This window comes from Burkholderia sp. L-4, assembly GCF_056856535.1.
Genome location: NZ_JBXEOX010000002.1, coordinates 2,292,735 through 2,311,126 on the forward strand (window position 1 = coordinate 2,292,735; position 18,392 = coordinate 2,311,126).

20 protein-coding genes are annotated in these 18,392 nt (G+C 65.3%); 13 read left to right on the top strand and 7 right to left on the bottom strand.

All coding sequences use genetic code 11. The features are described 5' to 3' along the window. The first annotated feature begins 82 nt into the window (after positions 1-82). Positions 83-541 carry an Lrp/AsnC family transcriptional regulator gene (locus AC1VVG_RS27235; protein WP_482837224.1) on the top strand — a complete coding sequence of 153 codons (459 nt, stop codon included), beginning with the start codon at positions 83-85 and terminating at the stop codon, positions 539-541. A 303-nt stretch (positions 542-844) separates the two neighbouring features. On the opposite strand, the gene AC1VVG_RS27240 is transcribed toward AC1VVG_RS27235, so the two are convergent. Further along, complete coding sequence (locus AC1VVG_RS27240) at positions 845-1,993, bottom strand: porin (RefSeq protein ID WP_034191366.1); 1,149 nt, start codon at positions 1,991-1,993, stop codon at positions 845-847. A gap of 660 nt (positions 1,994-2,653) precedes the next feature. Here AC1VVG_RS27240 and AC1VVG_RS27245 point away from each other — a divergent pair. Together AC1VVG_RS27245 and dctA are read left to right on the top strand one after the other, a co-directional pair. After that, positions 2,654-3,577 (top strand): LysR family transcriptional regulator, encoded by a 924-nt coding sequence (locus AC1VVG_RS27245; protein WP_034191665.1) that lies wholly within the window; start codon positions 2,654-2,656, stop codon positions 3,575-3,577. A 30-nt stretch (positions 3,578-3,607) separates the two neighbouring features. Then, positions 3,608-4,924, top strand: coding sequence for a C4-dicarboxylate transporter DctA (dctA, locus tag AC1VVG_RS27250; RefSeq protein WP_473376063.1), 1,317 nt, complete (start codon positions 3,608-3,610; stop codon positions 4,922-4,924). 40 nt (positions 4,925-4,964) lie between these two features. Here the strand turns inward: dctA and AC1VVG_RS27255 are convergent, their stop codons facing one another. From AC1VVG_RS27255 to AC1VVG_RS27265, 3 genes are all read right to left on the bottom strand, one after another. Continuing rightward, positions 4,965-5,747, bottom strand: a complete 783-nt coding sequence (locus AC1VVG_RS27255; protein ID WP_482836826.1) for a substrate-binding domain-containing protein — start codon at positions 5,745-5,747, stop codon at positions 4,965-4,967. Between the two features lie 52 nt (positions 5,748-5,799). After that, a complete protein-coding gene (gene tcuC, locus AC1VVG_RS27260) occupies positions 5,800-7,095 on the bottom strand; it encodes an MFS transporter (RefSeq protein ID WP_034191358.1) in 1,296 nt (431 codons plus the stop codon). Between the two features lie 256 nt (positions 7,096-7,351). Further along, positions 7,352-8,251 carry a LysR family transcriptional regulator gene (locus AC1VVG_RS27265; RefSeq protein ID WP_482836828.1) on the bottom strand — a complete coding sequence of 300 codons (900 nt, stop codon included), beginning with the start codon at positions 8,249-8,251 and terminating at the stop codon, positions 7,352-7,354. A 111-nt stretch (positions 8,252-8,362) separates the two neighbouring features. Here AC1VVG_RS27265 and AC1VVG_RS27270 point away from each other — a divergent pair, with 111 nt between their 5' ends. The 3 genes from AC1VVG_RS27270 to AC1VVG_RS27280 all read left to right on the top strand — a co-directional run bounded on the left by AC1VVG_RS27270 (position 8,363) and on the right by AC1VVG_RS27280 (position 10,286). Then, positions 8,363-9,226 carry an SDR family oxidoreductase gene (locus tag AC1VVG_RS27270; protein WP_034191356.1) on the top strand — a complete coding sequence of 288 codons (864 nt, stop codon included), beginning with the start codon at positions 8,363-8,365 and terminating at the stop codon, positions 9,224-9,226. Positions 9,227-9,470: 244 nt separating this feature from the next. After that, a complete protein-coding gene (locus AC1VVG_RS27275) occupies positions 9,471-9,785 on the top strand; it encodes a hypothetical protein (RefSeq protein WP_034191355.1) in 315 nt (104 codons plus the stop codon). Between the two features lie 354 nt (positions 9,786-10,139). After that, positions 10,140-10,286, top strand: a complete 147-nt coding sequence (locus AC1VVG_RS27280; protein ID WP_154233829.1) for a hypothetical protein — start codon at positions 10,140-10,142, stop codon at positions 10,284-10,286. A 31-nt stretch (positions 10,287-10,317) separates the two neighbouring features. On the opposite strand, the gene AC1VVG_RS27285 is transcribed toward AC1VVG_RS27280, so the two are convergent. Further along, on the bottom strand, positions 10,318-10,605 hold the full coding sequence (locus AC1VVG_RS27285; protein WP_080288006.1) for a hypothetical protein: 288 nt from the start codon (positions 10,603-10,605) through the stop codon (positions 10,318-10,320). 738 nt (positions 10,606-11,343) lie between these two features. Here AC1VVG_RS27285 and AC1VVG_RS27290 point away from each other — a divergent pair. Further along, on the top strand, positions 11,344-11,655 hold the full coding sequence (locus tag AC1VVG_RS27290) for a hypothetical protein (protein WP_367188430.1): 312 nt from the start codon (positions 11,344-11,346) through the stop codon (positions 11,653-11,655). A 231-nt stretch (positions 11,656-11,886) separates the two neighbouring features. Here AC1VVG_RS27290 and AC1VVG_RS27295 read toward each other — a convergent pair whose 3' ends face one another. Then, positions 11,887-12,684, bottom strand: coding sequence for a hypothetical protein (locus AC1VVG_RS27295; RefSeq protein ID WP_482836830.1), 798 nt, complete (start codon positions 12,682-12,684; stop codon positions 11,887-11,889). Positions 12,685-12,842: 158 nt separating this feature from the next. On the opposite strand from AC1VVG_RS27295, the gene AC1VVG_RS27300 reads away from it, so the two are divergent. The 5 genes from AC1VVG_RS27300 (at position 12,843) to pal (ending at position 17,379) form a co-directional block, all read left to right on the top strand. Next, positions 12,843-13,913: an AraC family transcriptional regulator gene (locus AC1VVG_RS27300; RefSeq protein WP_482836832.1), complete on the top strand. Its 1,071-nt coding sequence runs from the start codon at positions 12,843-12,845 to the stop codon at positions 13,911-13,913. Positions 13,914-14,010: 97 nt separating this feature from the next. Further along, positions 14,011-14,457 (top strand): VOC family protein, encoded by a 447-nt coding sequence (locus AC1VVG_RS27305; protein ID WP_482836834.1) that lies wholly within the window; start codon positions 14,011-14,013, stop codon positions 14,455-14,457. A gap of 264 nt (positions 14,458-14,721) precedes the next feature. After that, positions 14,722-15,063, top strand: coding sequence for a hypothetical protein (locus AC1VVG_RS27310; protein ID WP_482836835.1), 342 nt, complete (start codon positions 14,722-14,724; stop codon positions 15,061-15,063). Positions 15,064-15,302: 239 nt separating this feature from the next. Beyond that, positions 15,303-16,514 carry a porin gene (locus tag AC1VVG_RS27315; RefSeq protein ID WP_082744611.1) on the top strand — a complete coding sequence of 404 codons (1,212 nt, stop codon included), beginning with the start codon at positions 15,303-15,305 and terminating at the stop codon, positions 16,512-16,514. 373 nt (positions 16,515-16,887) lie between these two features. Beyond that, positions 16,888-17,379 carry a peptidoglycan-associated lipoprotein Pal gene (gene pal / locus AC1VVG_RS27320; RefSeq protein ID WP_034191351.1) on the top strand — a complete coding sequence of 164 codons (492 nt, stop codon included), beginning with the start codon at positions 16,888-16,890 and terminating at the stop codon, positions 17,377-17,379. Positions 17,380-17,526: 147 nt separating this feature from the next. Here the strand turns inward: pal and AC1VVG_RS27325 are convergent, their stop codons facing one another. Then, entirely contained in the window at positions 17,527-18,138 is a 612-nt protein-coding gene (locus AC1VVG_RS27325) for a hypothetical protein (protein WP_482836836.1), read from the bottom strand. 65 nt (positions 18,139-18,203) lie between these two features. Between AC1VVG_RS27325 and AC1VVG_RS27330 the strand changes: the two genes are divergently transcribed. Then, complete coding sequence (locus AC1VVG_RS27330) at positions 18,204-18,359, top strand: hypothetical protein (RefSeq protein ID WP_034191349.1); 156 nt, start codon at positions 18,204-18,206, stop codon at positions 18,357-18,359. Positions 18,360-18,392: the final 33 nt, after the last annotated feature.

Below are 18,392 nucleotides of genomic sequence, written 5' to 3' on the forward strand. Positions count from 1 at the left end.
CCGCTTTGGCAATTCAATGCTTCAAAAGTCGAACATTCAGGCATCGTGTGCCTCAATCGAACAAGCTGGGTCAATGGCCGTGATCGAACTGGACGAAATGGACCGTCGCATTCTGAGCGTGCTTCAGGAAGATGGGCGAATCCAGAATGTGGAACTGGCGCAGAAGGTGGGCTTGTCGCCGTCGCCGTGCCTGCGTCGAGTCAAGCAGCTGGAACAGGCCGGCGTCATCGAGCGCTACTCGGCGCTGCTCGACGCATCGAAGATCGGTGCGGGGCTGACTGTCTTCGTCCGCATCTGGCTGACAAGCCAGGACGCGAAAACCGTCGACCATTTCACCGAGGTGGTCCAACGTCTTCCACAGGTTCTCGAATGCCACTTGATGGCGGGCGATTGCGATTGCCTGCTGCGCGTCGTGACCGCCAATATCGACGCCTATCGGAAATTCCAGATCGACCACCTGACCCGGATCGACGGCGTGCAGAGCGTGAAAACCGAGATTCCGATGCAGAAGATCAAGCAGACTTCCGTGCTGCCGCTTTGATCGCGCACGCCGCTGCGAAAGTGAATCGGTACCGCCCCGGGCCGGCAGTGCATGGAGATCCACGAAAGCGACGATCGATGGGGCGCGTCATGGCGAGGTCTTGGCCCGTGATGCGGACACCGTCAGGCAGTTTCGCGCGCGCGATGCGGCACGCGGCGGTTGGCGGTGTATCGCCGACGACAGCGGGTCGGTAACCCGCCGCAGCAAGATCGGTCGGTTCCTGTCGAACCGGATCTCGTGTCGGCGATTGAGGGGTGAGATGGGGGTCGCGGAGGCTGCATGACTCCGCGAACGGCATTGGTGTCAGAAATGATGTAGCAGCGCGATACGCGCGACATATTGATTCGGGCCTGACGAGATATCGGCGGCGCCCGGAATGTACGCGTAGTCGAAGTCGGTTCCGGTGTGCGCGTTCATCGCATGCTGATAGACGCCCTCCACAAATACCGATGTGCGTTTCGACAAGTCGTAATTCAACTTCGTGCTCAGTTGATGCCACTTCGGATTGAACGCGCCGACCGTCGACGCGACGCGGGCCTGAGTGTACGTATATGCCGCGCCGATGTAGAACGCGGTCGTGAAGTGATAGAGGCCGTTCACCTCGAAGTTGTCGAACTTCCACGATTTCCACGCACCGCCCGCCGGCTGCGTCGTACCGGTGAAATACGCGTTCGAAGTCGGATCGTAGACGTCGACGTGCGAATACGTGAATCCCACCAGCGCGTTCGAGAACGCATAATTCACGCCGATGCCGATGTTCTGCTGCGACGATGCGTCGAACGTATTGTCGCCGGTGATCGCGCCGGTCGAATCGGCATTGCTTGCGTGATTGATCTTCAAATACGACGCGCCGACCGTCAGCCCGCCCTGCTGGTATTGCAGCGCGGCGCCATACAGGCGGTTGTTCGCGAAGCCACCCGCCTGATTGCTGAATCCGTACATCGCCTCCGCGGTGACGCCGTGCCACACCGGCGACACGTACTTGACCGCGTTATTCACGCGAAACGAGTAGTCGGTGTTGTCGTTGTCGTACGGATGCGAGAACAGGTAGCCGGTCCAGTTGCCGTTGGCGGTGAGCGGCGAGAAGATGTCGACGCTCGGATCGTACTGGCGACCGAACGTCAGGGTGCCGTACCGATCCGACGCGATGCCGACGAAGGCTTGGCGGCCGAATTCCCGGCCACCTTGGTTCATTTTGCCGGTGTTGACGTCGAAACCGCTTTCGAGCGTGAAAATCGCTTGGTAGCCTCCGCCAAGATCTTCCGTGCCCTTGATACCCCAGCGGCTGCCGTAGTCATAGCCGCTTTGCAATTGCACGGTTCCGTGGCCGCGTGCGTTGCTCGTGTAGTTGATACCGTCCTCGATCTTGCCGTAGAGCGTCACGCTGCTCTGCGCATGCGCGGTGGCAGCAAGCAAGGTGGCGGGTGCGATGATCCCCCAACGCATTCTCATGACGATTTACCCCCAGGTCTTTCGTTTTCCGGTCGTAACGCTTCCGCGCTCCGTATGTGCCGCGTCGAGGCTGCTCGGCGATGCGACGGGCGCAGTGTAATGAGCCGATTTTTTTCTGTTAGCCCCTCGCGGTGGGAAGGTGCTCTCCAGAATGGGGGATATTTGTCGGCGCGAAATAGGGCTAGCGGGCTGGTGGAAAGTGGACCACCCCCCCGCCACGACAGCCGTGATCTCGTGAGAAGCGCGAGATCTATCAACCGCATACGATGCGTAGCCAGCCGCCGCGGAGACGCGAAGCGGCGGTGCGCCCGCAGCTGGCTCGAACGAGCGCTTGCCGCGGCCGCGCCACTTTCCGTGCGACCGCCTCGTTCGGCCGGCAACGCCTTGCCGTCACCTCCGTGGACCGTGCCGCATCTTCCTCACCATCGCATCGAACAGCTTGATCGCGAACCGGTCATCGCGGATCAACTGCGCCGCAAGCTCCGAACAGCGCGCCTTGATCGCATCCGCCAGTTAGGAAGCGCCTCAAGGAAGATCGGTTCGCGGCGCGGCCGGGCAGCACGCCGCGCCGCGTTATCGTTGCCGCGTGGACAGCGGGACACGCATGGCGCGAGCGGAATCATGCACAATGCTCGCCATTAGCGTGGTGGAGACTTGTGCGTGGCGATCAACTTCGATTTAACCGACTTGCAGGCATTTCGCGCCGTCGTGGAAACGGGCAGCTTCCGAAAGGCCGCGGACGCCGTCAGTATTTCCCAGCCGGCCCTGAGCCGCCGGATCGACAAGCTCGAGGAAGCGCTCGGCGTGCGGCTCTTCGAGCGCACCACGCGCAGTGTCTCGCTCACCACCGTCGGTCGCGTGTTCGCGCAGAGTGCCGAACAACTGCTGGACGACCTCGATGCCGCGCTGCTCGGCATTCGCGACGTGTCATCGAGTCGCCTGGGCCATGTGACGATCGCCTGTGTGCCGTCGGTCGCCTACTACTTCCTGCCCGCCGTCATCGCGCGCTATCATCAGCGCTTTCCGCGCATCAGGGTGAAACTGCTCGATGCAAGCGCCAACGAGGTGCTCGGGGCCGTCATCAGCGGCGAGGCGGATTTCGGCGTGAGTTTCATCGGCAGCCAGGAAGCGGAGATCGAGTTCAAGGTGTTGCTCCAGGAGCGGTTCGTTGCCGCCTGTCGCCGCGATCACCCGCTCGCTCGCAAGAAGCGCGTGACCTGGAGCGAGCTTTACGAGCACGATTATGTGTCGGTCGACAAGACTTCCGGCAACCGTCTGCTGCTGGACCAGGCGCTGGCTGCCGTCGCGCCGCGCACGCCGAGCGTCTGCGAGACACGCCACGTGACGACCCTGCTCGGCTTGATCGAAGCGGGGCTCGGCGTCGCCGCGGTGCCTTCGATGGCGATGCCCGGGCATGACCACCCTATACTCACGAGCGTGCCGCTCGTCGAACCGGTCGTCAAACGACGCGTGGGCATCGTCAAGCGGCGCGGACGCCCCCTCACGCCGGCCGCCGAGGCATTCCATCAGATGGTCATCGAGGCCAGGCGTGGCGGTATCGCCAGCAGCGGCGCATCGGCATAACGACCACAGAGAGACACGAAGGAACGGATGGTGAGGTTGGCCAGACTGCTTGGATCGCTTTACGTGCAGGTTCTGCTCGCGATGTTGCTCGGCATCGGCATCGGTCACGCATGGCCGGCGGCGGGCGCGATGCTCAAGCCCCTCAGCGATGCATTCGTCGGCCTGGTGAAGATGACCATCGCCCCGATCGTCTTTTGCACGATCGTCTCGGGCATCACGTCGCTGGCGGACGGGAAGGCCATCGGCCGCACGATCGTGCGGGCGCTGGCGCTCTTCTATCTGTTGACCGCCGCCGCGCTCGCGTTCGGGCTCGTCACCGCATACGTGCTGCAACCGGGCGCCGGCATGCACATCGATGTCCACCACCTGGACGCGAGCATCCTCGCTCCGTATGCGAAGCATGCGGAGCCGCGCGACCTCGTGGCGTTCGGACTCGGCATGATTCCGGACACGATGCTCGGCGCGTTTGCCAAAGGCGAAGTGTTGCCGGTGCTGCTGCTGTCGCTGTTGTTCGGTTTCTCGCTGAATGCGCATCCGCGGGCCGGTCGGCCGGTGCTTGCGCTGATCGACGGTGTCGCCCAGGTCGTCTTTCGCGTGCTCGGGATGATCATGCGGCTCGCGCCGCTCGGCGCATTCGGCGCGATGGCGTTCACGGTCGGCCGATTCGGCATCGGGTCGGTCGGCTCGCTTGCGAAGCTGATGGCGTCCTTCTACGTGGCCTGCGTGCTGTTCGTCGTGCTGGTGCTCGCACCGCTCGCGCGACTGCACGGTTTCGCGCTGTGGCGGCTTCTGCGCTACATGCGCGAAGAGTTGCTCATCGTCCTCGCGACATCGTCCACGGAGCCGGTCCTGCCGCGTCTGATCGTCAAGCTGGAAGCGCTCGGCTGCGACAAAGGCGTCGTGGGACTCGTGCTGCCGGCGGGTTATTCGTTCAATCTGGACGGTACGGCGATCTATCTGACGCTCGCGGCATTGTTCATCGCGCAAGCGTGCGACGTGCCCCTCTCCGCGTCGCAGATCGCGACGATGCTCGCGATCATGCTGCTTACCTCCAAGGGAGCGGCCGGCGTATCCGGCAGCGGGCTCGTCGCGCTGGTCGCGACGCTCGCCGTCATGCCCGACCTGCCCGTCGCCGGGGTCGCGCTGCTGGTCGGCATCGATCGCTTCATGTCCGAGGCGCGAGCGCTGACGAGCGTGATCAGCAATGCCTGCGCGGTGATCTTCGTGTCGTCGTGGGAAGGCGCGTGCGATCGGACACGCCTGGCGCAGCGGCTCGCCATGGCCGGGCCGGCCTCCCCTGGCGGGCCCGATCAAAACACGGCCACGCCAGATGCCGGCCGGCGGTGACGGGAAGGCGGTCTGACGCAGGCCTTCCCGCCGATCGGGCTCAATGAGCGGATGCGGAATCCAGCCCGGTCGATTTCACGTCGGCCTGCACGTCGGGCGACGCAAGATAGTCCAGCAGCGCCTTCGCTTCCTTCGGATGCTGCGCACCGACGGGGATGCCGGCAGCGAAGCGCGTGACTGACTGCAGCGATTCGGGAATCTTGCCGACGAAGGTCGCACCGGGGACGGGCAGCAGCTCGCTGACCTGCTGGAAGCCGATTTCATAGTCGCCGTTCGCGACGACCGACGCCACCGGAATCCGCGGGATCATCTTCGCCTTCGACTTCACCTGCTCCTCGATGCCGAGCTTCTTGAACAGTTCGCGTTCGATATACACGCCGCTCGCGCTGTCCGAATAGGCGATCGACTTCGCGTGCAGCAGCACCTGCTTGAGACCTTCTGCGGTGCTGATGTCCGGCTTTGCCGCGCCGTCGCGCACCACCATGCCGATGCGCGAGTCGGCCAGCTCGACGCGGGAGCCGGGGATGACCTTCCCTTGCTTGATCAGTTCGTCCAGCGCGTAGCCGACCATGATGACGGCGTCGGCCGGCTCGCCGCGCGCGAGCCGGTTCGGAATCGCCTGGGGCGCCTGGCCCATCGACGGGCCGAGCGCGGTGTCGAGCGTATTGCCGGTCGCGGCCGCGAAACGGGGGCGGAGCAGTTTGTAGGCGGCGGTGAAGCCACCCGAGCTCATCACGTGGAGCTCGGCCGCCTGTACGTTGGCAGCAAACGCCGAGGCGGCGACGAGCGCGGTGACGCAAAATTTCAGGAGCGGATTTCTCATGGTCGTGGTCATGCGAATTCGTGTGTGAGTGAAGTTCCGGATGGGCCGGACATCAATGCGCCGGCGTGAGCGTCGCCGTGCGGTGACGATAGAGCGCGAAAGTCGCAAGCAGCGCGCACACCGCGGCGAAGCTCATCCAGTAGCCCGGCGCGGCCTTGTCGCCCGTCATGTGGATGAGCGCGGTCGAGATGGCCGGCGTGAAGCCGCCGAATACGGCCGTCGCAAGGCTGTAGGCGAGCGAGAAGCCCGCGACGCGCACCTGCACCGGCATCACTTCGGTGAGCGCGACGACCATCGCACCGTTGTAGATCCCGTACATGAACGAGAGCCAGAGCAGGACGAGCAGCATGTTGACGAACGACGGCGCGTGAGCCAGCAGCGAGAGCGCCGGGTAGGCGGTCACGACGGTGAGCATCGTCATGCCGACCAGCAGCGGACGGCGGCCGATCCGGTCGGACAGCGCACCGCCGATCGGCAGCCATACGAAATTCGACACACCGACGCAAAGCGTCACGAGCAGGCTGTCGGCGGTGCTCAGATGCAGCACCGTCTTGCCGAAGGTCGGCGCGTACACCGTGATCAGGTAGAAGCTCGTGGTGGTCATCGCGACCAGCATCATGCCGGCGATCACGATGCCCCAGTTCTGGACCAGCGTACCGAACACTTCCTTCATGCCCGGACGATGCTTGCGAGCCTTGAACTCCTGGGTTTCCTCCAGGTTGCGGCGCAGCATGAAGATGAACGGGACGATCATGCAGCCGACGAAGAACGGCACGCGCCATCCCCACGATGCGATCGCCGATGCGCTCAGCCACTGGTTGAGCGCGAAGCCCAGGCCCGCCGCGACGACGATCGCGACCTGCTGGCTGGCCGACTGCCAGCTCGTGAAGAAGCCCTTGCGGCCGGGCGTCGCCAGCTCGGCGAGATAGACCGATACGCCGCCCAGCTCGGCACCCGCGGAGAAGCCCTGCAGCAGCCGCCCGATCAGCACGAGCGCGGGCGCCAGCAGGCCGATCGTCGCGTAGCCCGGCACGAACGCGATCAGGATGGTGCCGCTCGCCATGATCGACAGCGTGACGATCAGGCCCTTGCGGCGGCCGACCTCGTCGATGTACGCGCCCAGCACGATGGCGCCCAGCGGCCGCATCAGGAAGCCGGCGCCGAACACGGCGAAGGTCATCATCAACGACGCGAACTCGCTTTGCGCGGGAAAGAAGACATTGGCGATCTGCGTGGCGTAAAAGCCGAACAGGAAGAAGTCGAACTGCTCGAGAAAATTGCCGGCCGTGACGCGAAAGATCGCAGCGGCCTTCGAACGTTCGGCCGGAAGGCTGGACGAGGGGTGCATCTGGGTGTCTCCTGAAAAACCTGAAATACGCGGGAGGGGATGGTGGATTGTCGTTTTGTCGAATGTTCGCCCGGCATCGATCAAACGATAAGTGCGATTTTTGGAAGGATTGATGCAACAAGGTTATCAATCGGCGTGGCCTCGCCGGTTTCGGTCAGCGCCTGTCCGCCGAACGTCGCGCCGCGCGGAGGCGGGACGTCACGATCCCTCGCTCGCCCTCGTGCGGCAAGGCGTGCGAACCGAGGCCGGCGCCGTTTCACCGCGCCGGTTCGGTATAGGCAGCCAGTTCTTCCGGCTTTCCGGACGGGAACGCATCCTTCAGGTGATCGAGAAATGCGGAAACGCGGACGCTCAGCAATCGCCGGGACGGATACAGCGCCCACAGCGCGATTTCGGGGCCCGGTACGTCGCCCCAGCTGACGAGCGTGCCGGCGGCCAGATCGCCGCTCACGAGCGATACCGGGAGGCAAGCCGCGCCCAGTCCCAGACGCACCGTATCGCGCACCATGACCAGCGACGACAGCCGGGCCACGGGCTCGATCGCGATGCGTGATGCTCCGGCGGGCCCCGTGACGTCCCATGCGGTGCGCCGGCCGTCGCCCCCGCGCACGACGGCCGGTACGGGCGCATCGCCGGTGGGCCGCGCCAGCTCGGGCCTCGCGACGACGACGAGCCGGTCGCGCAGGAACACGCGCCCGATCAGGCTTTCGTCGGGGTCCGGGTTCACGCGGATCACGAGGTCGTACCCTTCCTCGATCATGTCGACGGGCCGGTCTTCCGTCGTCACCTCGAGCCGGATCTCCGGGTATTTCAGCGCGAACGTCGCCACCAGCTTCCCCATCGCGAACTGGGAAAAAAGCATCGGCGCGCTGATGCGCAGCCGGCCGCGCGGCCGCTCGCTCCCCGACGCAATCGCCGACGCGCTGTCCGCGAGTTCCGCGAGCAGCGTGCCCGTCCGCTCGTAGAGCACGCGCCCTTCCTGCGTGAGCTTCACGCCGCGCGAGCCGCGCTCGAACAGGCGCAGCGACAGACTGTTCTCCAGCTCCGCGACGCGGCGCGACAGCGTCGCCTTCGGGCGCCCCGCCACCCGCGCGGCTTCGCCGAAGCTGCCATGACGGGCGACGAGATTGAAATCGGCGAGCGCAAGGAGGTCCATGTGTTCCACCAGTGAGACGATACGTCTATTTACCACACCTTCCGGATCGTTTGTGGATCACCTACCTTACGTGGGCAGGTCAACCCAACCGAAATTCCAGGAGCGAACATCATGACCATTCTCGTAACCGGCGCCACCGGCCGTGTGGGCCGCCAGGTCGTCCGTCAACTCGTCGATCGCGGCGTCGACGTGCGCGTGCTGGTACGCGATCCGTCCCGAGCCGACTTCCCCGCCGCGGTAACCGTCGCGCAGGGCGACATGCTCGACATCGACGCGCTTCGCACGGCCTTCTCCGGCGTACGCACGCTGTTTCTGCTCAACGGCGTGGCGGGCGACGAATTCACACAGGCACTGATCGCGCTGAACCTCGCGCGCGAATCGGGGATCGAGCGCGTCGTCTATCTGTCCGTCCTGCACGCCGACCGTTTCGTGAACGTGCCGCACTTCGCGGTGAAATCCGGCGCCGAGCGGATGATCGAGCAGATGGGCTTCAGCGCGACGATCCTGCGGCCGGCGTATTTTATGGATAACGAATCGATGGTCAAGGACGTGATCGTCGAGCACGGCATCTACCCGATCCCGATCGGCAGCAAGGGCGTCGCGATGGTCGACGTGCGCGACATCGCGGAAGTGGCGGCACTCGAACTGATCCGCCGCCACGACGCGCCCGGCAAGCTGCCGGTCGAGACGCTCAACCTGGTCGGGCCGGACACGCTGACGGGCCCGCAACTGGCGGCCGTCTGGTCGGACACGCTCGGCCGCCCGATTGCCTATGGCGGCGACGATCCCTCGCCGTTCGAACACAACTTCGCGCAGTTCATGCCGAAATGGATGGCCTACGAAATGCGGCTGATGGCCGAGCGGTACGTCAGCGACGGCATGGTGCCGGAAGCAGGCGATGTCGAGCGGCTGACCGCGATCCTCGGCCGCCCGCTGCGGACGTATCGCGACTTCGCGGCAGCCCTCGTCCGCTGAGCGCGATACCGGGCCTTCAAGCTCCGTGCGGCCGTGCGAGCTGTTGCACGCGGGGAACCGGTCGCCGTGCCGGGCCGGTTCCCCGCGACCGCCATGCTGTCGGCGCCTCGGCAGCGGCCCGCCTCGTCAGAAATCGCCTCTGCCGGACTGCCTCGCGGCACCCGCGGCCATCGCACGACATGACCGATCTTCGCCGGATCGTCGCGCGGCGTTAGAATAGCGCCCCTTCTCATGGGAGACGACAATGTCCTGGTTCGTTTACGAAGTGCCCGAATATCACGAAGACGCTGCGCGCGTCGAGCCCTTCAGCGATCTGCGCAGCCGTGTGCTGGAAGTCGGTGGCTTCCCCATGGCGGACGAACTGGAAAGCGTGCGCGAGAACGCCGCGGCGACAGCGGACACGCCCGAGCGTCCCCTGCGGACGCCGGAAAATCCGCAGGTCTTTCCGATTCCCTACGCCGAATCCATGATCCTGGTCGGGTTCATCTTCGATCTGAAACGCGAATTCCGGCAACTGGTCGTGTCGCCCGTCGAAATGCCCTGGCTGAAAGACGCGTAAAAGGCGGCCGGCGCGGAAACCGACGGGAGCGTCTTGTCTGCTCTGGCGCCCGGCCCGTCCGGATATCCAGCCAATGTTGCTGAATACCGCGCGTTGGGACGGGCGGCTTGCTCATTGGCCTGAATCGACGCGCGATCGCGATGCCCGAAGACACCGGCGGAAGCGCGGGACGCGTACCCGAAATCAGTTTGACGATTGAGTGTGGCGACGACCGTTTGAATCCGCCCGGCACACCCGTCAAGGCTTCCGGTCGCTACTCGGGCAAGCAGCCATTACCTGTAGCACGAACCGTCGACACGGTTGCCGGGGCAATGCCGCCGTGGGCGGTTTGTTAGCACCCCGAAGATCGGGCGCATGAACCGACGCGTCTATCGCGCGCGTGACGCAGCGCGTGCCGGTGTATTCGACTACATCGAGCGCTTCCGCCATCCGCACCGTCGACGGTCGACGCCGAACTTCGTCAGCCCGGCTCAGTTCGAGCGACGTATGACGGGCGAGTGAACCCGTCCGGGAGAACGGGGAAAGACCGCTTTCAGAAATCCACGACCGAAGCCCCGCTCACCTTCCCGTCGATGATGTCCTTGCCTTGCTGTCGTGCCGCACGCCGTGCCACTCCGAAATCGGAGAACGTGTGCGGCTGGTTCAGCCGGAAAACGCGGCTTGCGGGGGAGCTTGCTATCGAGGACGGACGGCATATGCGCACCGCAATGTCATACCCTTCGGCATAACGCGAATGCCTGTCGAAGCGGATGAACGTGCGGGCGAAGACAAGAGGATGAAGTTCGTACCCCTTGTAGAGAAGAAGCGGATATGTCGGCATGTTGGTGACTCCACAAGGGGAGACCCACTATACACGGAACAGGTAGCGCAGGGTGACGCAGATTTTCGAAGCGCGCCGACTGCAGGTACCCGCGCCCGCCGCGCGATGGTCGCGCTCTGGCGTGCCCGTGACATCGAGCCGAAGCTGCCCGGTCGCCTCTCGACGTGATGAGAAAACATCGAGCCCGCACGCCTCGTCGCGGCCGAAATAAAACGGTTGCGCGCCCGGCGATACGCGTATGATGGGTTCATCCGGGCCGTATGCGCGAACCGCCGACTCCCCCCTCCAGCTTGGGCCTTGCCATGGCTTGGGCACCGTATTTCCCAATCTCTTCAACTCGTCGCGCCGTGCGGCAGCTGCACCGCACAGAACCGGTTCTTGTACCGCTTTTCGGAATCCACGTGTTCTCGCCGGGCATCAAGTCGAGATGCAAATCTTAATCAAAAGGCGGCGAACATGAACTGGTACTGCGATGTGGAACGCGAGCTGGTCCATATCAGGCGAGCCATCGGGCTGCTTGAACGAGCACAGCACGCCTTCATCAACAAATCGTCTGTAAGCGATCCTGCATATTGGCGAGTCAGGCTCGACAAACTCCGCAGGCAATCTGATCGAAACAAGGTCCTTGAACTCCAAGTGGACGAGCTGCTAGGGCGCCTCGCGGGAATTCAAGGGGCGCGCTGCGGCAAATAGGCCCCTGTTTCGTCACCCGCCGACTTCAAACTCGGGAGCAACATCATGATCGACGCCAGCCCAAGCAACACGTTTCGACATCTCCCACTCTCGCCGGAGCAGGACACGGAAATCCGGCACTATATCAAGCGGAAAAAGCAAAGGGGCGAGCAATGGGATACCCCCGAGCTGGCAATGATGCTCGGAGACATGCTTGCCCCTCCGCCAAGCGACGATGATGCGCCGGAGCGTACCTTCGAGGAAACGAAACTGGCCTGCGAGTTTGCATTGGCATCGATCGACGAAGCCATGGAATCCGTTTCCGCAAGCGAGGAACGGCTCGCCGCGGTGGAAGCCGAGGAAATGAAGCACCGGTGACAGCGGTTTGCCGGCGCTCACGCGCCGTGCCAGCGGCTGGTCGATCACTCGCTGCGGCCCGAAGTCAGGTATGCCTTGATCCACGACGCCACGAGCGACGATTCGTGAAATCGCCCGGGCGTCGCCCTCCGGTGCGCGACCGGCGACTTTTGACCCATTTCGTCATCCCGTCGAGCATGCGCGAGCTTGATCGATTCCAGTCGACCGCTCACATCCGCTTGTCCCCGCGCGTCAACACGGCACCCGCCCGCCAACGCCATTGCCCATCATCGTGCACCAGCGCTGGGTCTCTACCTGCGGCTGCGGATACGGCAATCCGGTCCGCGGATCGATCGAGTCGAGCGGATTCGGTCCCGGGGGATGGTTTGCCGCGTGCCTCGCGGCGGTCTCCGCCATCTGTTTCGCGGTCTCCGCACGTTGTCGAGCGAGGTCCGCCTTCTGCTCGGCATCCACTTTCTTCGTCATGATCACCAGCCGTGCGAACTGCGGATCGCGAACATCCTGAAGCGGCGGGAAAGGCGGCGCAACCGGCATGAAGAGCACCGGACCGTCATATCTCGGCACCGCCAGTTTCGACGGCTTGCCGAAATCCGCGGCCATGCTGATCTCCCACATGCCGACGTTCATGCCGAGCGCATGCTCGTAGTGCCGGTTCACGTCCGCGATACCGAGCGACCCGGACGGCGCGGGCAACGGCTGAAGAGCGGGCGGCAGCGTTTGCCGGGCGGCAGGATACATCGCGCGCACCCAGCTCACCGCAGCGACCGAGTATTGATAGAGCATCGCGTCGTACTTTTCCAGCACTTGCGCGCGACTATAGCCGCCGGGATTCTCGAACAACGGCTTGTACGCGGCGAGGCTATCGAGGTACCGCATGTTGTCGTTTCGCTGCTGGGCAACGAACTGCTGCTGAGGATCGGCCGGAGCGGACGAAGTCACGGCAGCGCATCCGGTGAGCAGGCTGGCGACGAATGCGACGCTCGCCGTCGTTCGTGGTGCCGACAGGAGTCGACGCAAGATATTGGGCATCGGGAACGCAGTGAAGAGTAGTGGAATTGTCGTGAACCGGCGATCTGCCGACGCCGGCCGGCAGTCGCCACGCTCGCCCTATTCTGCCCCGCCCCCTCGCCGTTCCCGGTGGATTTGCGTCTCGTCCTGGTGGATTCCGGCCTCGGGATCGCGGGCGCATGGGCACCCGCCGTTCGTCGAGCGGCACTGTCATTCCCGCGAACGGTCTGGCATCGAGCCCGAACCCGCGGCTTCCTCCGTCCGCAGGCGCCGTCGCATCCGCGGCGCGCCTCCCGCCGATGGCGTCAATCCATGCCTCCCGGCAACGCCGACAACGTCGGCGTCCATCCGCCATCCGCAGTAGAATCCGCGTGATCAGCACCGAACGGCTTGGCCGCGCATCCCGCGCGCCGTGCCGCCGACGATCACGGGAACCCATGATCCTCAGCCGCCGCCCCGGCGGATATCTGCGGCTCTTCATCGACTCGGTGTGGGCCTCGTATCCGCCGTTTCCGATCCGAAACGAACATTGCCGCGAGCGCGTGCTGCCGACCGGCGCGGTCCACCTCGCGATCCGGCTCGACGCGGATCCGTTGCGCCTCTTCGATCACGCCGCCGACCAGACCGGCCGAACGATCGGCGTCGCCGTGATCGGCGGCCCACGGGCGGCCCCGTATATCAAGGACGTCGCCGTTCCGGTACCGACCGTCGGCGCGCTGATTCGGCCGGGCGCGGTCCGGCTCGTCACCGGTGTACCGGCATCGTCTCTCTACGGCCTGCACCTGTCGCTCGACGATTTGTGGGGCGCCGCCGCTTCCGGCCTACGCGACCGGCTCGGCGAAATCGATTCCGCCGCTGCGCGGCTGGATCTCTGGGAAACGCTGTTGACGGCGCGGCTGCCGCGTGTGGCCGGCATCGACCCGGCCATCGCCGAATCGATCGCGCAATTGAATCGCGGCACGGAGGTACGTGCAATCGTGCAGCAGATCGGCTGCAGTCACCGTCACTTCGTCGCACGATTTCGCGACGCGGTCGGCATGCCGCCGAAACGCTACGGCCGCGTGCGCCGCTTCGGGCAGATGCTCGACGGGCTGTCGGCCGAACCGGCCGCCTCGTGGGCCGATGCCGCCGCGCTCGCAGGCTATGCCGATCAACCGCATTTCAATCGCGAGTTCCTCGAATTCACCGGCTTGTCGCCGGAACAGTACCGGCGACGCGCGAGCGCGAACGGCTTTCACGTACCGCTCTGACGCGCTGCCGCCACGGCGGCGGTCAATTTTGTTCAAGACCGGACGCGAAATGCCCGATAGGATCGGGCCACACTCTCGCCGTTGATCGGAGGGCACCATGGCGATTCACGAAGTCTTTCCGTATCTGCGCGCCAAACGCGCGGAGGATGCCATCGCGTTCTATGCGAAGGCATTCGGCGCGCGCGAAAAATTCCGTCTGGTCGAACCGTCAGGACGCATCGGTCACGCGGAGTTGCAGCTCGGGCCGTGCACGCTGATGATCTCGGACGAGTTCCCGGAATACGATCTCTTCGCCCTCGACCCGGCGGGCAACGCGCCGATGGCGCTCCATCTTCATGTCGACGACGCCGACGCGACGATCGCCGCCGCCATCGCGGCCGGCGCCAGCCTGACACGCGCGATCCAGGATCAGTTCTACGGCGAGCGTTCCGGCCGGATCCGCGACCCGTTCGGTTACGACTGGTTGATCGGACAGACGATCGAAGCGGTCGAATCCGATGAAATGCAGCGGCGTTACACCGCGCTGTTGTCGGGCGATCAGTAGCAGGTTTGCGCCGCCCCCGCCCGACATTCGCGATGCACTACTACCCCGACGACATCAGCCGGCTTTTCCTGTGCGCGCCGACGTTGCACTTGAACCGCCCTGCGCCGGCCGAATCGTTCCTGGCTGCTGCCGTCGATGCCGGCTACGAACTCGAGCATGTGCTGCGCGACTACCCGCGGGTTCGCTATCGGCCGCTCGACTTCCACTCCCTGTGCCAGCAAAGCCTGTCCGTGCTCGACGACACGCTGCTACCTGACGGGCGACATGCCACTCGGATGGCGCGGCGCGCACTGGGCAGCCCTGCTGATCGCGCTATCGGGCGACGCGCGCTATCTGCCGCATCTGGACGAAGCCAGGCGCCATCGCGGTGTCGAATGGGCAGCCGAGCTAGCCGAGGCCGCGTCGTGCCCCGATGCGCGATCGTCGGCCTTCCGTTGCTGCCGATCGATCGTGCAGTTGCGCAACCAGCTCGCCGCGTTGCCGCGCGTCACCGTCCGGCTGCGACGCGGACTCACGCCCGACGCGCTCGAAGCCCGGGCGAGCGCCGTGCGGGCCGCGTATCGGAATGGCGGCCTCGACACCGCGCTGGCGATGGCCCGCCGTTAAGCGTTCGACGAACGATCACGCGCCCCCGGCTCGAACCGCCGGACGCCGCGACACACGTCCCGCTCCGGCCTGAATCCCCGCAGCCGCCCTCGCGATTCCATTCGATTTCGCAGAGGACCTTTCCTGTGCAACGCCTTAATCGACGGCCGCACGATCTCCAATAATGGCCGCTCGATCCGTCGGCCGGTACGCCGATGCGACCCGCCGGCCATCGCGCCGGATCAACGATAAAAACTCCTATGCACTCCTACCAGATGAACAAGCATGCCGGCGCATGCGTCGCGGGGACCGTCATTGCCGCCTGCCTGACCGGCATCGCACCGGGCATCGCGCACGCCCAGAGCAGCGTGACGCTGTACGGCCTGATCGATACGTCGATCACCTACGCGACCAACCAGCGCACGCAGGGCGCGGGATCGCCCGGCAGCGGCACCGTCGCGCTGACGAGCGGCGCACTGAACGCATCGCGCTGGGGGCTGCGCGGCCGCGAGGACCTCGGCGGCGGGATGGCCGCGGTCTTCGCGCTCGAGAACGGCTTCTCGGGCACGAACGGCAAGCTGTCGCAGAAAGGCGTCGACCTGTTCGGCCGTCAGGCCTGGGTCGGCGTGAGTTCGAAGACGGCCGGCACGTTCACCTTCGGCCGCCAGTACGACCTGATTCTCGACTTCGTGACGCCGCTCGGCGCGTCCGGCCCCGGCTGGGGCGGCAACCTCGCGGTCCACCCGTACGACAACGACGATTCGAACCGCAACATCCGCATCAACAACGCGGTGAAGTACACGAGCCCGACGTATCGCGGGCTGACGTTCGGCGCGATGTTCGGCTTCTCGAACACGGCCGGCCAGTTCTCCAACAACGCGGCATGGAGCGCGGGGGTGTCGTATGCGAACGGGCCGTTGAAGCTCGGCGCCGGCTACCTGAAGATCAGCCGCGACCGCAATGCGCCGAACCCGGACGGCGCACTGAGCACGGCCGACGGCTCGGCGACGATCACGGGCGGCAACCAGCAGATCTGGGCGATGGCCGGACGTTATGCGTTCGGGCCGCACTCGGTCGGCGCCGCGTGGTCGCACTCGACCACCGACGGCGTGACGGGCGTGCTTCAGGGCAGCAACATCGCACCGCTGAAGGGGGAATCGCTGGTGTTCGACAACTTCACGGTCGACGGCCGCTACTTCGTCACGCGTGCGCTGAGCGTCGCCGCCGCATACACGTATACGATGGGCCGCTTCGACACACGCACGGGCCAGACGCGCCCGAAATGGAACCAGGTCGTCGCTCAGGCCGACTATGCGCTGTCGAAGCGCACGGACGCCTATCTCGAAGGCGTCTACCAGAGCGTGAGCGGCGGTAACGGCAATCCGGCGTTCAATGCGACCGTCTGGACGCTGACGCCGTCGGCGAACAGCAACCAGGTGGTCGTCGCGCTGGGGCTGCGGCACAAGTTCTGACGAGGCGGCGGCGGACGGTATCCCGCACGCCCGATCGCCGTGAGCCGCGCGATCAGGCCGCACAAAAGCGCGACCTGATCGCTGTGGCTCGGCTCACCGCGCGCGGCGGGCGGGAACAGGAATGCCGCTCGACTGTCGCGTTTGCGCAAAAAATGCGAAGAAACTGGTCACGATGTGACATTTTTCCTAATCTGTTTGCAGCGACGCCGTATTTCGGCGTTCCGGCCGCAACACTCTTTCATCTGGCGCACCACCGGCTTACGAACCTGCATCACGTCGACGAAGCCGACCCTTTCGCGCCATGGCGGCCGTACAGCTGCGTGCAGCCCGCACGCGCCGCGCTTTCAACGCAGTCAACCGCTGGAGACGAACGATGAGCAAAATGAACCGATTTGCGGTCCTGTCAATTTTCGTACTGCTGGCGGGTTGCCACAACGCGGCGAAAACGCCCGAGAATGCCGGCGCGGCGCCCACGCCTTCGAGCGAAGCCGTCGCGACGGTGTCTGCCGACGAGCTCGACAATCCGAACGGCCCGCTTGCCAAGCGCAGCATCTACTTCGATTTCGACCAGTACACCGTGAAGCCCGAGTTCCAGTCGCTGCTGCAGGCGCACGCCGACTACCTGCGCAGCCATCCCGCGCGCCGCGTGCTGATCCAGGGCAACACCGACGAACGCGGCACGTCCGAATACAACCTCGCGCTCGGCCAGCGCCGGTCGCAGGCCGTGTTCAGCGCGCTCCAGACGCTCGGCGTCCCGGCCACGCAGCTCGAGGCCGTCAGCCTCGGCAAGGAAAAGCCGGTCGCGCTCGGCCACGACGAGGATGCGTGGGCGCAGAACCGCCGCGCCGATCTCGTCTATCGTTGATCCGTTGATCCACCGCCGCGCGGGCGGCATTCGTGCCAAGGGAAGGCAACGCAGGCCGCCGGCCGCAGTCGCGGCCGCCCGGTGCCGTCCGGCTTGCCCGGCTCATGCGCGTCACCGCGCAGGCGCTCGTCGCGCGGCACGTCGCCTTCAACGCCGCCGTTCGAGCCGCCGGTGCAGCCAGTGCGACATCACCGCGGACGTCACGATCGCATCGAGCGTCGCGATCGCGTTGATGTCGCCCACCTTGTCGGCCTTGATCATCCAGGCCACGAGCAGGACATAACCGATCATCGCGCCGGCGCCCACGATCGTGCCCAGCAGCACGAACCAGCGCCGCCGGACCTGCGGGCCGATCGCGCCCATGATCCCGCCGGTCGCCATCGCCGGCAGGAAGTAGCCGAACACGAACGACGCGAAGAAAATCAGCGGCACCATGCCGGCGCTGACTGTCAGCACGTGCCATGACGGGCCGTCGATCAGCGACCATGCGATCAGCATCACCGCCGGCCAGACGAGCGACGCGACCAGCGGGCCGCCGATGGCAAACGACAGACAGCCGAGTACGGCACGGCGGGACAGGCGCGAGGAATGGCGCGGCGGGCGCTCGACGGTAGCACTCATGGTTCTTGTAGTCGGAATCGGAATGACGGCGTGCCGGAGTGTACCAAGGCGACGCCCGCCGCCGTCGATCCGGCCGCTTCGCGCACGGCGATAGGCAAAAACCATGGAATAAACGCCCCGCCCGACGCGTTTCGTCATCGCGCAGACGCGCGGTTCATGCGAACCGGCCTGTCCGGCGGCCTGCGCGCTGCAAGGAGATCGCGATGAAATCGGCAACCTTGGCCGCGATGCTGATCGCGGCGCTGATGCTTGTCCTGTCGGCGGGATGTACGTCGTCGGGCAGCGGCGTGTCGCAAGGACCCGGCATGAGCCGCTATGGCGGCTCGGGAGGAAGCGGAGGCGGCGGCGGCGGTTACTGAAACGCCGCCGGAAAAGGGGCGGGGCATCGCGCG

Excerpts from the sequence above, each read along its gene's own strand:
- AC1VVG_RS27265 (WP_482836828.1), bottom strand. The coding sequence starts at position 8,251 with ATGGACCTCCTTGCGCTCGCCGATTTCAATCTCGTCGCCCGTCATGGC.
- AC1VVG_RS27280 (WP_154233829.1), top strand. The coding sequence starts at position 10,140 with ATGAACCGACGCGTCTATCGCGCGCGTGACGCAGCGCGTGCCGGTGTA.
- AC1VVG_RS27270 (WP_034191356.1), top strand. The coding sequence starts at position 8,363 with ATGACCATTCTCGTAACCGGCGCCACCGGCCGTGTGGGCCGCCAGGTC.
- AC1VVG_RS27300 (WP_482836832.1), top strand. The coding sequence starts at position 12,843 with ATGGGCACCCGCCGTTCGTCGAGCGGCACTGTCATTCCCGCGAACGGT.
- AC1VVG_RS27290 (WP_367188430.1), top strand. The coding sequence starts at position 11,344 with ATGATCGACGCCAGCCCAAGCAACACGTTTCGACATCTCCCACTCTCG.
- AC1VVG_RS27330 (WP_034191349.1), top strand. The coding sequence starts at position 18,204 with ATGAAATCGGCAACCTTGGCCGCGATGCTGATCGCGGCGCTGATGCTT.
- AC1VVG_RS27325 (WP_482836836.1), bottom strand. The coding sequence starts at position 18,138 with ATGACGAAACGCGTCGGGCGGGGCGTTTATTCCATGGTTTTTGCCTAT.
- AC1VVG_RS27255 (WP_482836826.1), bottom strand. The coding sequence starts at position 5,747 with ATGAGAAATCCGCTCCTGAAATTTTGCGTCACCGCGCTCGTCGCCGCC.
- tcuC (WP_034191358.1), bottom strand. The coding sequence starts at position 7,095 with ATGCACCCCTCGTCCAGCCTTCCGGCCGAACGTTCGAAGGCCGCTGCG.
- pal (WP_034191351.1), top strand. The coding sequence starts at position 16,888 with ATGAGCAAAATGAACCGATTTGCGGTCCTGTCAATTTTCGTACTGCTG.
- AC1VVG_RS27310 (WP_482836835.1), top strand. The coding sequence starts at position 14,722 with ATGCCACTCGGATGGCGCGGCGCGCACTGGGCAGCCCTGCTGATCGCG.
- AC1VVG_RS27315 (WP_082744611.1), top strand. The coding sequence starts at position 15,303 with ATGCACTCCTACCAGATGAACAAGCATGCCGGCGCATGCGTCGCGGGG.
- AC1VVG_RS27275 (WP_034191355.1), top strand. The coding sequence starts at position 9,471 with ATGTCCTGGTTCGTTTACGAAGTGCCCGAATATCACGAAGACGCTGCG.
- AC1VVG_RS27295 (WP_482836830.1), bottom strand. The coding sequence starts at position 12,684 with ATGCCCAATATCTTGCGTCGACTCCTGTCGGCACCACGAACGACGGCG.
- AC1VVG_RS27285 (WP_080288006.1), bottom strand. The coding sequence starts at position 10,605 with ATGCCGACATATCCGCTTCTTCTCTACAAGGGGTACGAACTTCATCCT.
- AC1VVG_RS27305 (WP_482836834.1), top strand. The coding sequence starts at position 14,011 with ATGGCGATTCACGAAGTCTTTCCGTATCTGCGCGCCAAACGCGCGGAG.
- AC1VVG_RS27240 (WP_034191366.1), bottom strand. The coding sequence starts at position 1,993 with ATGAGAATGCGTTGGGGGATCATCGCACCCGCCACCTTGCTTGCTGCC.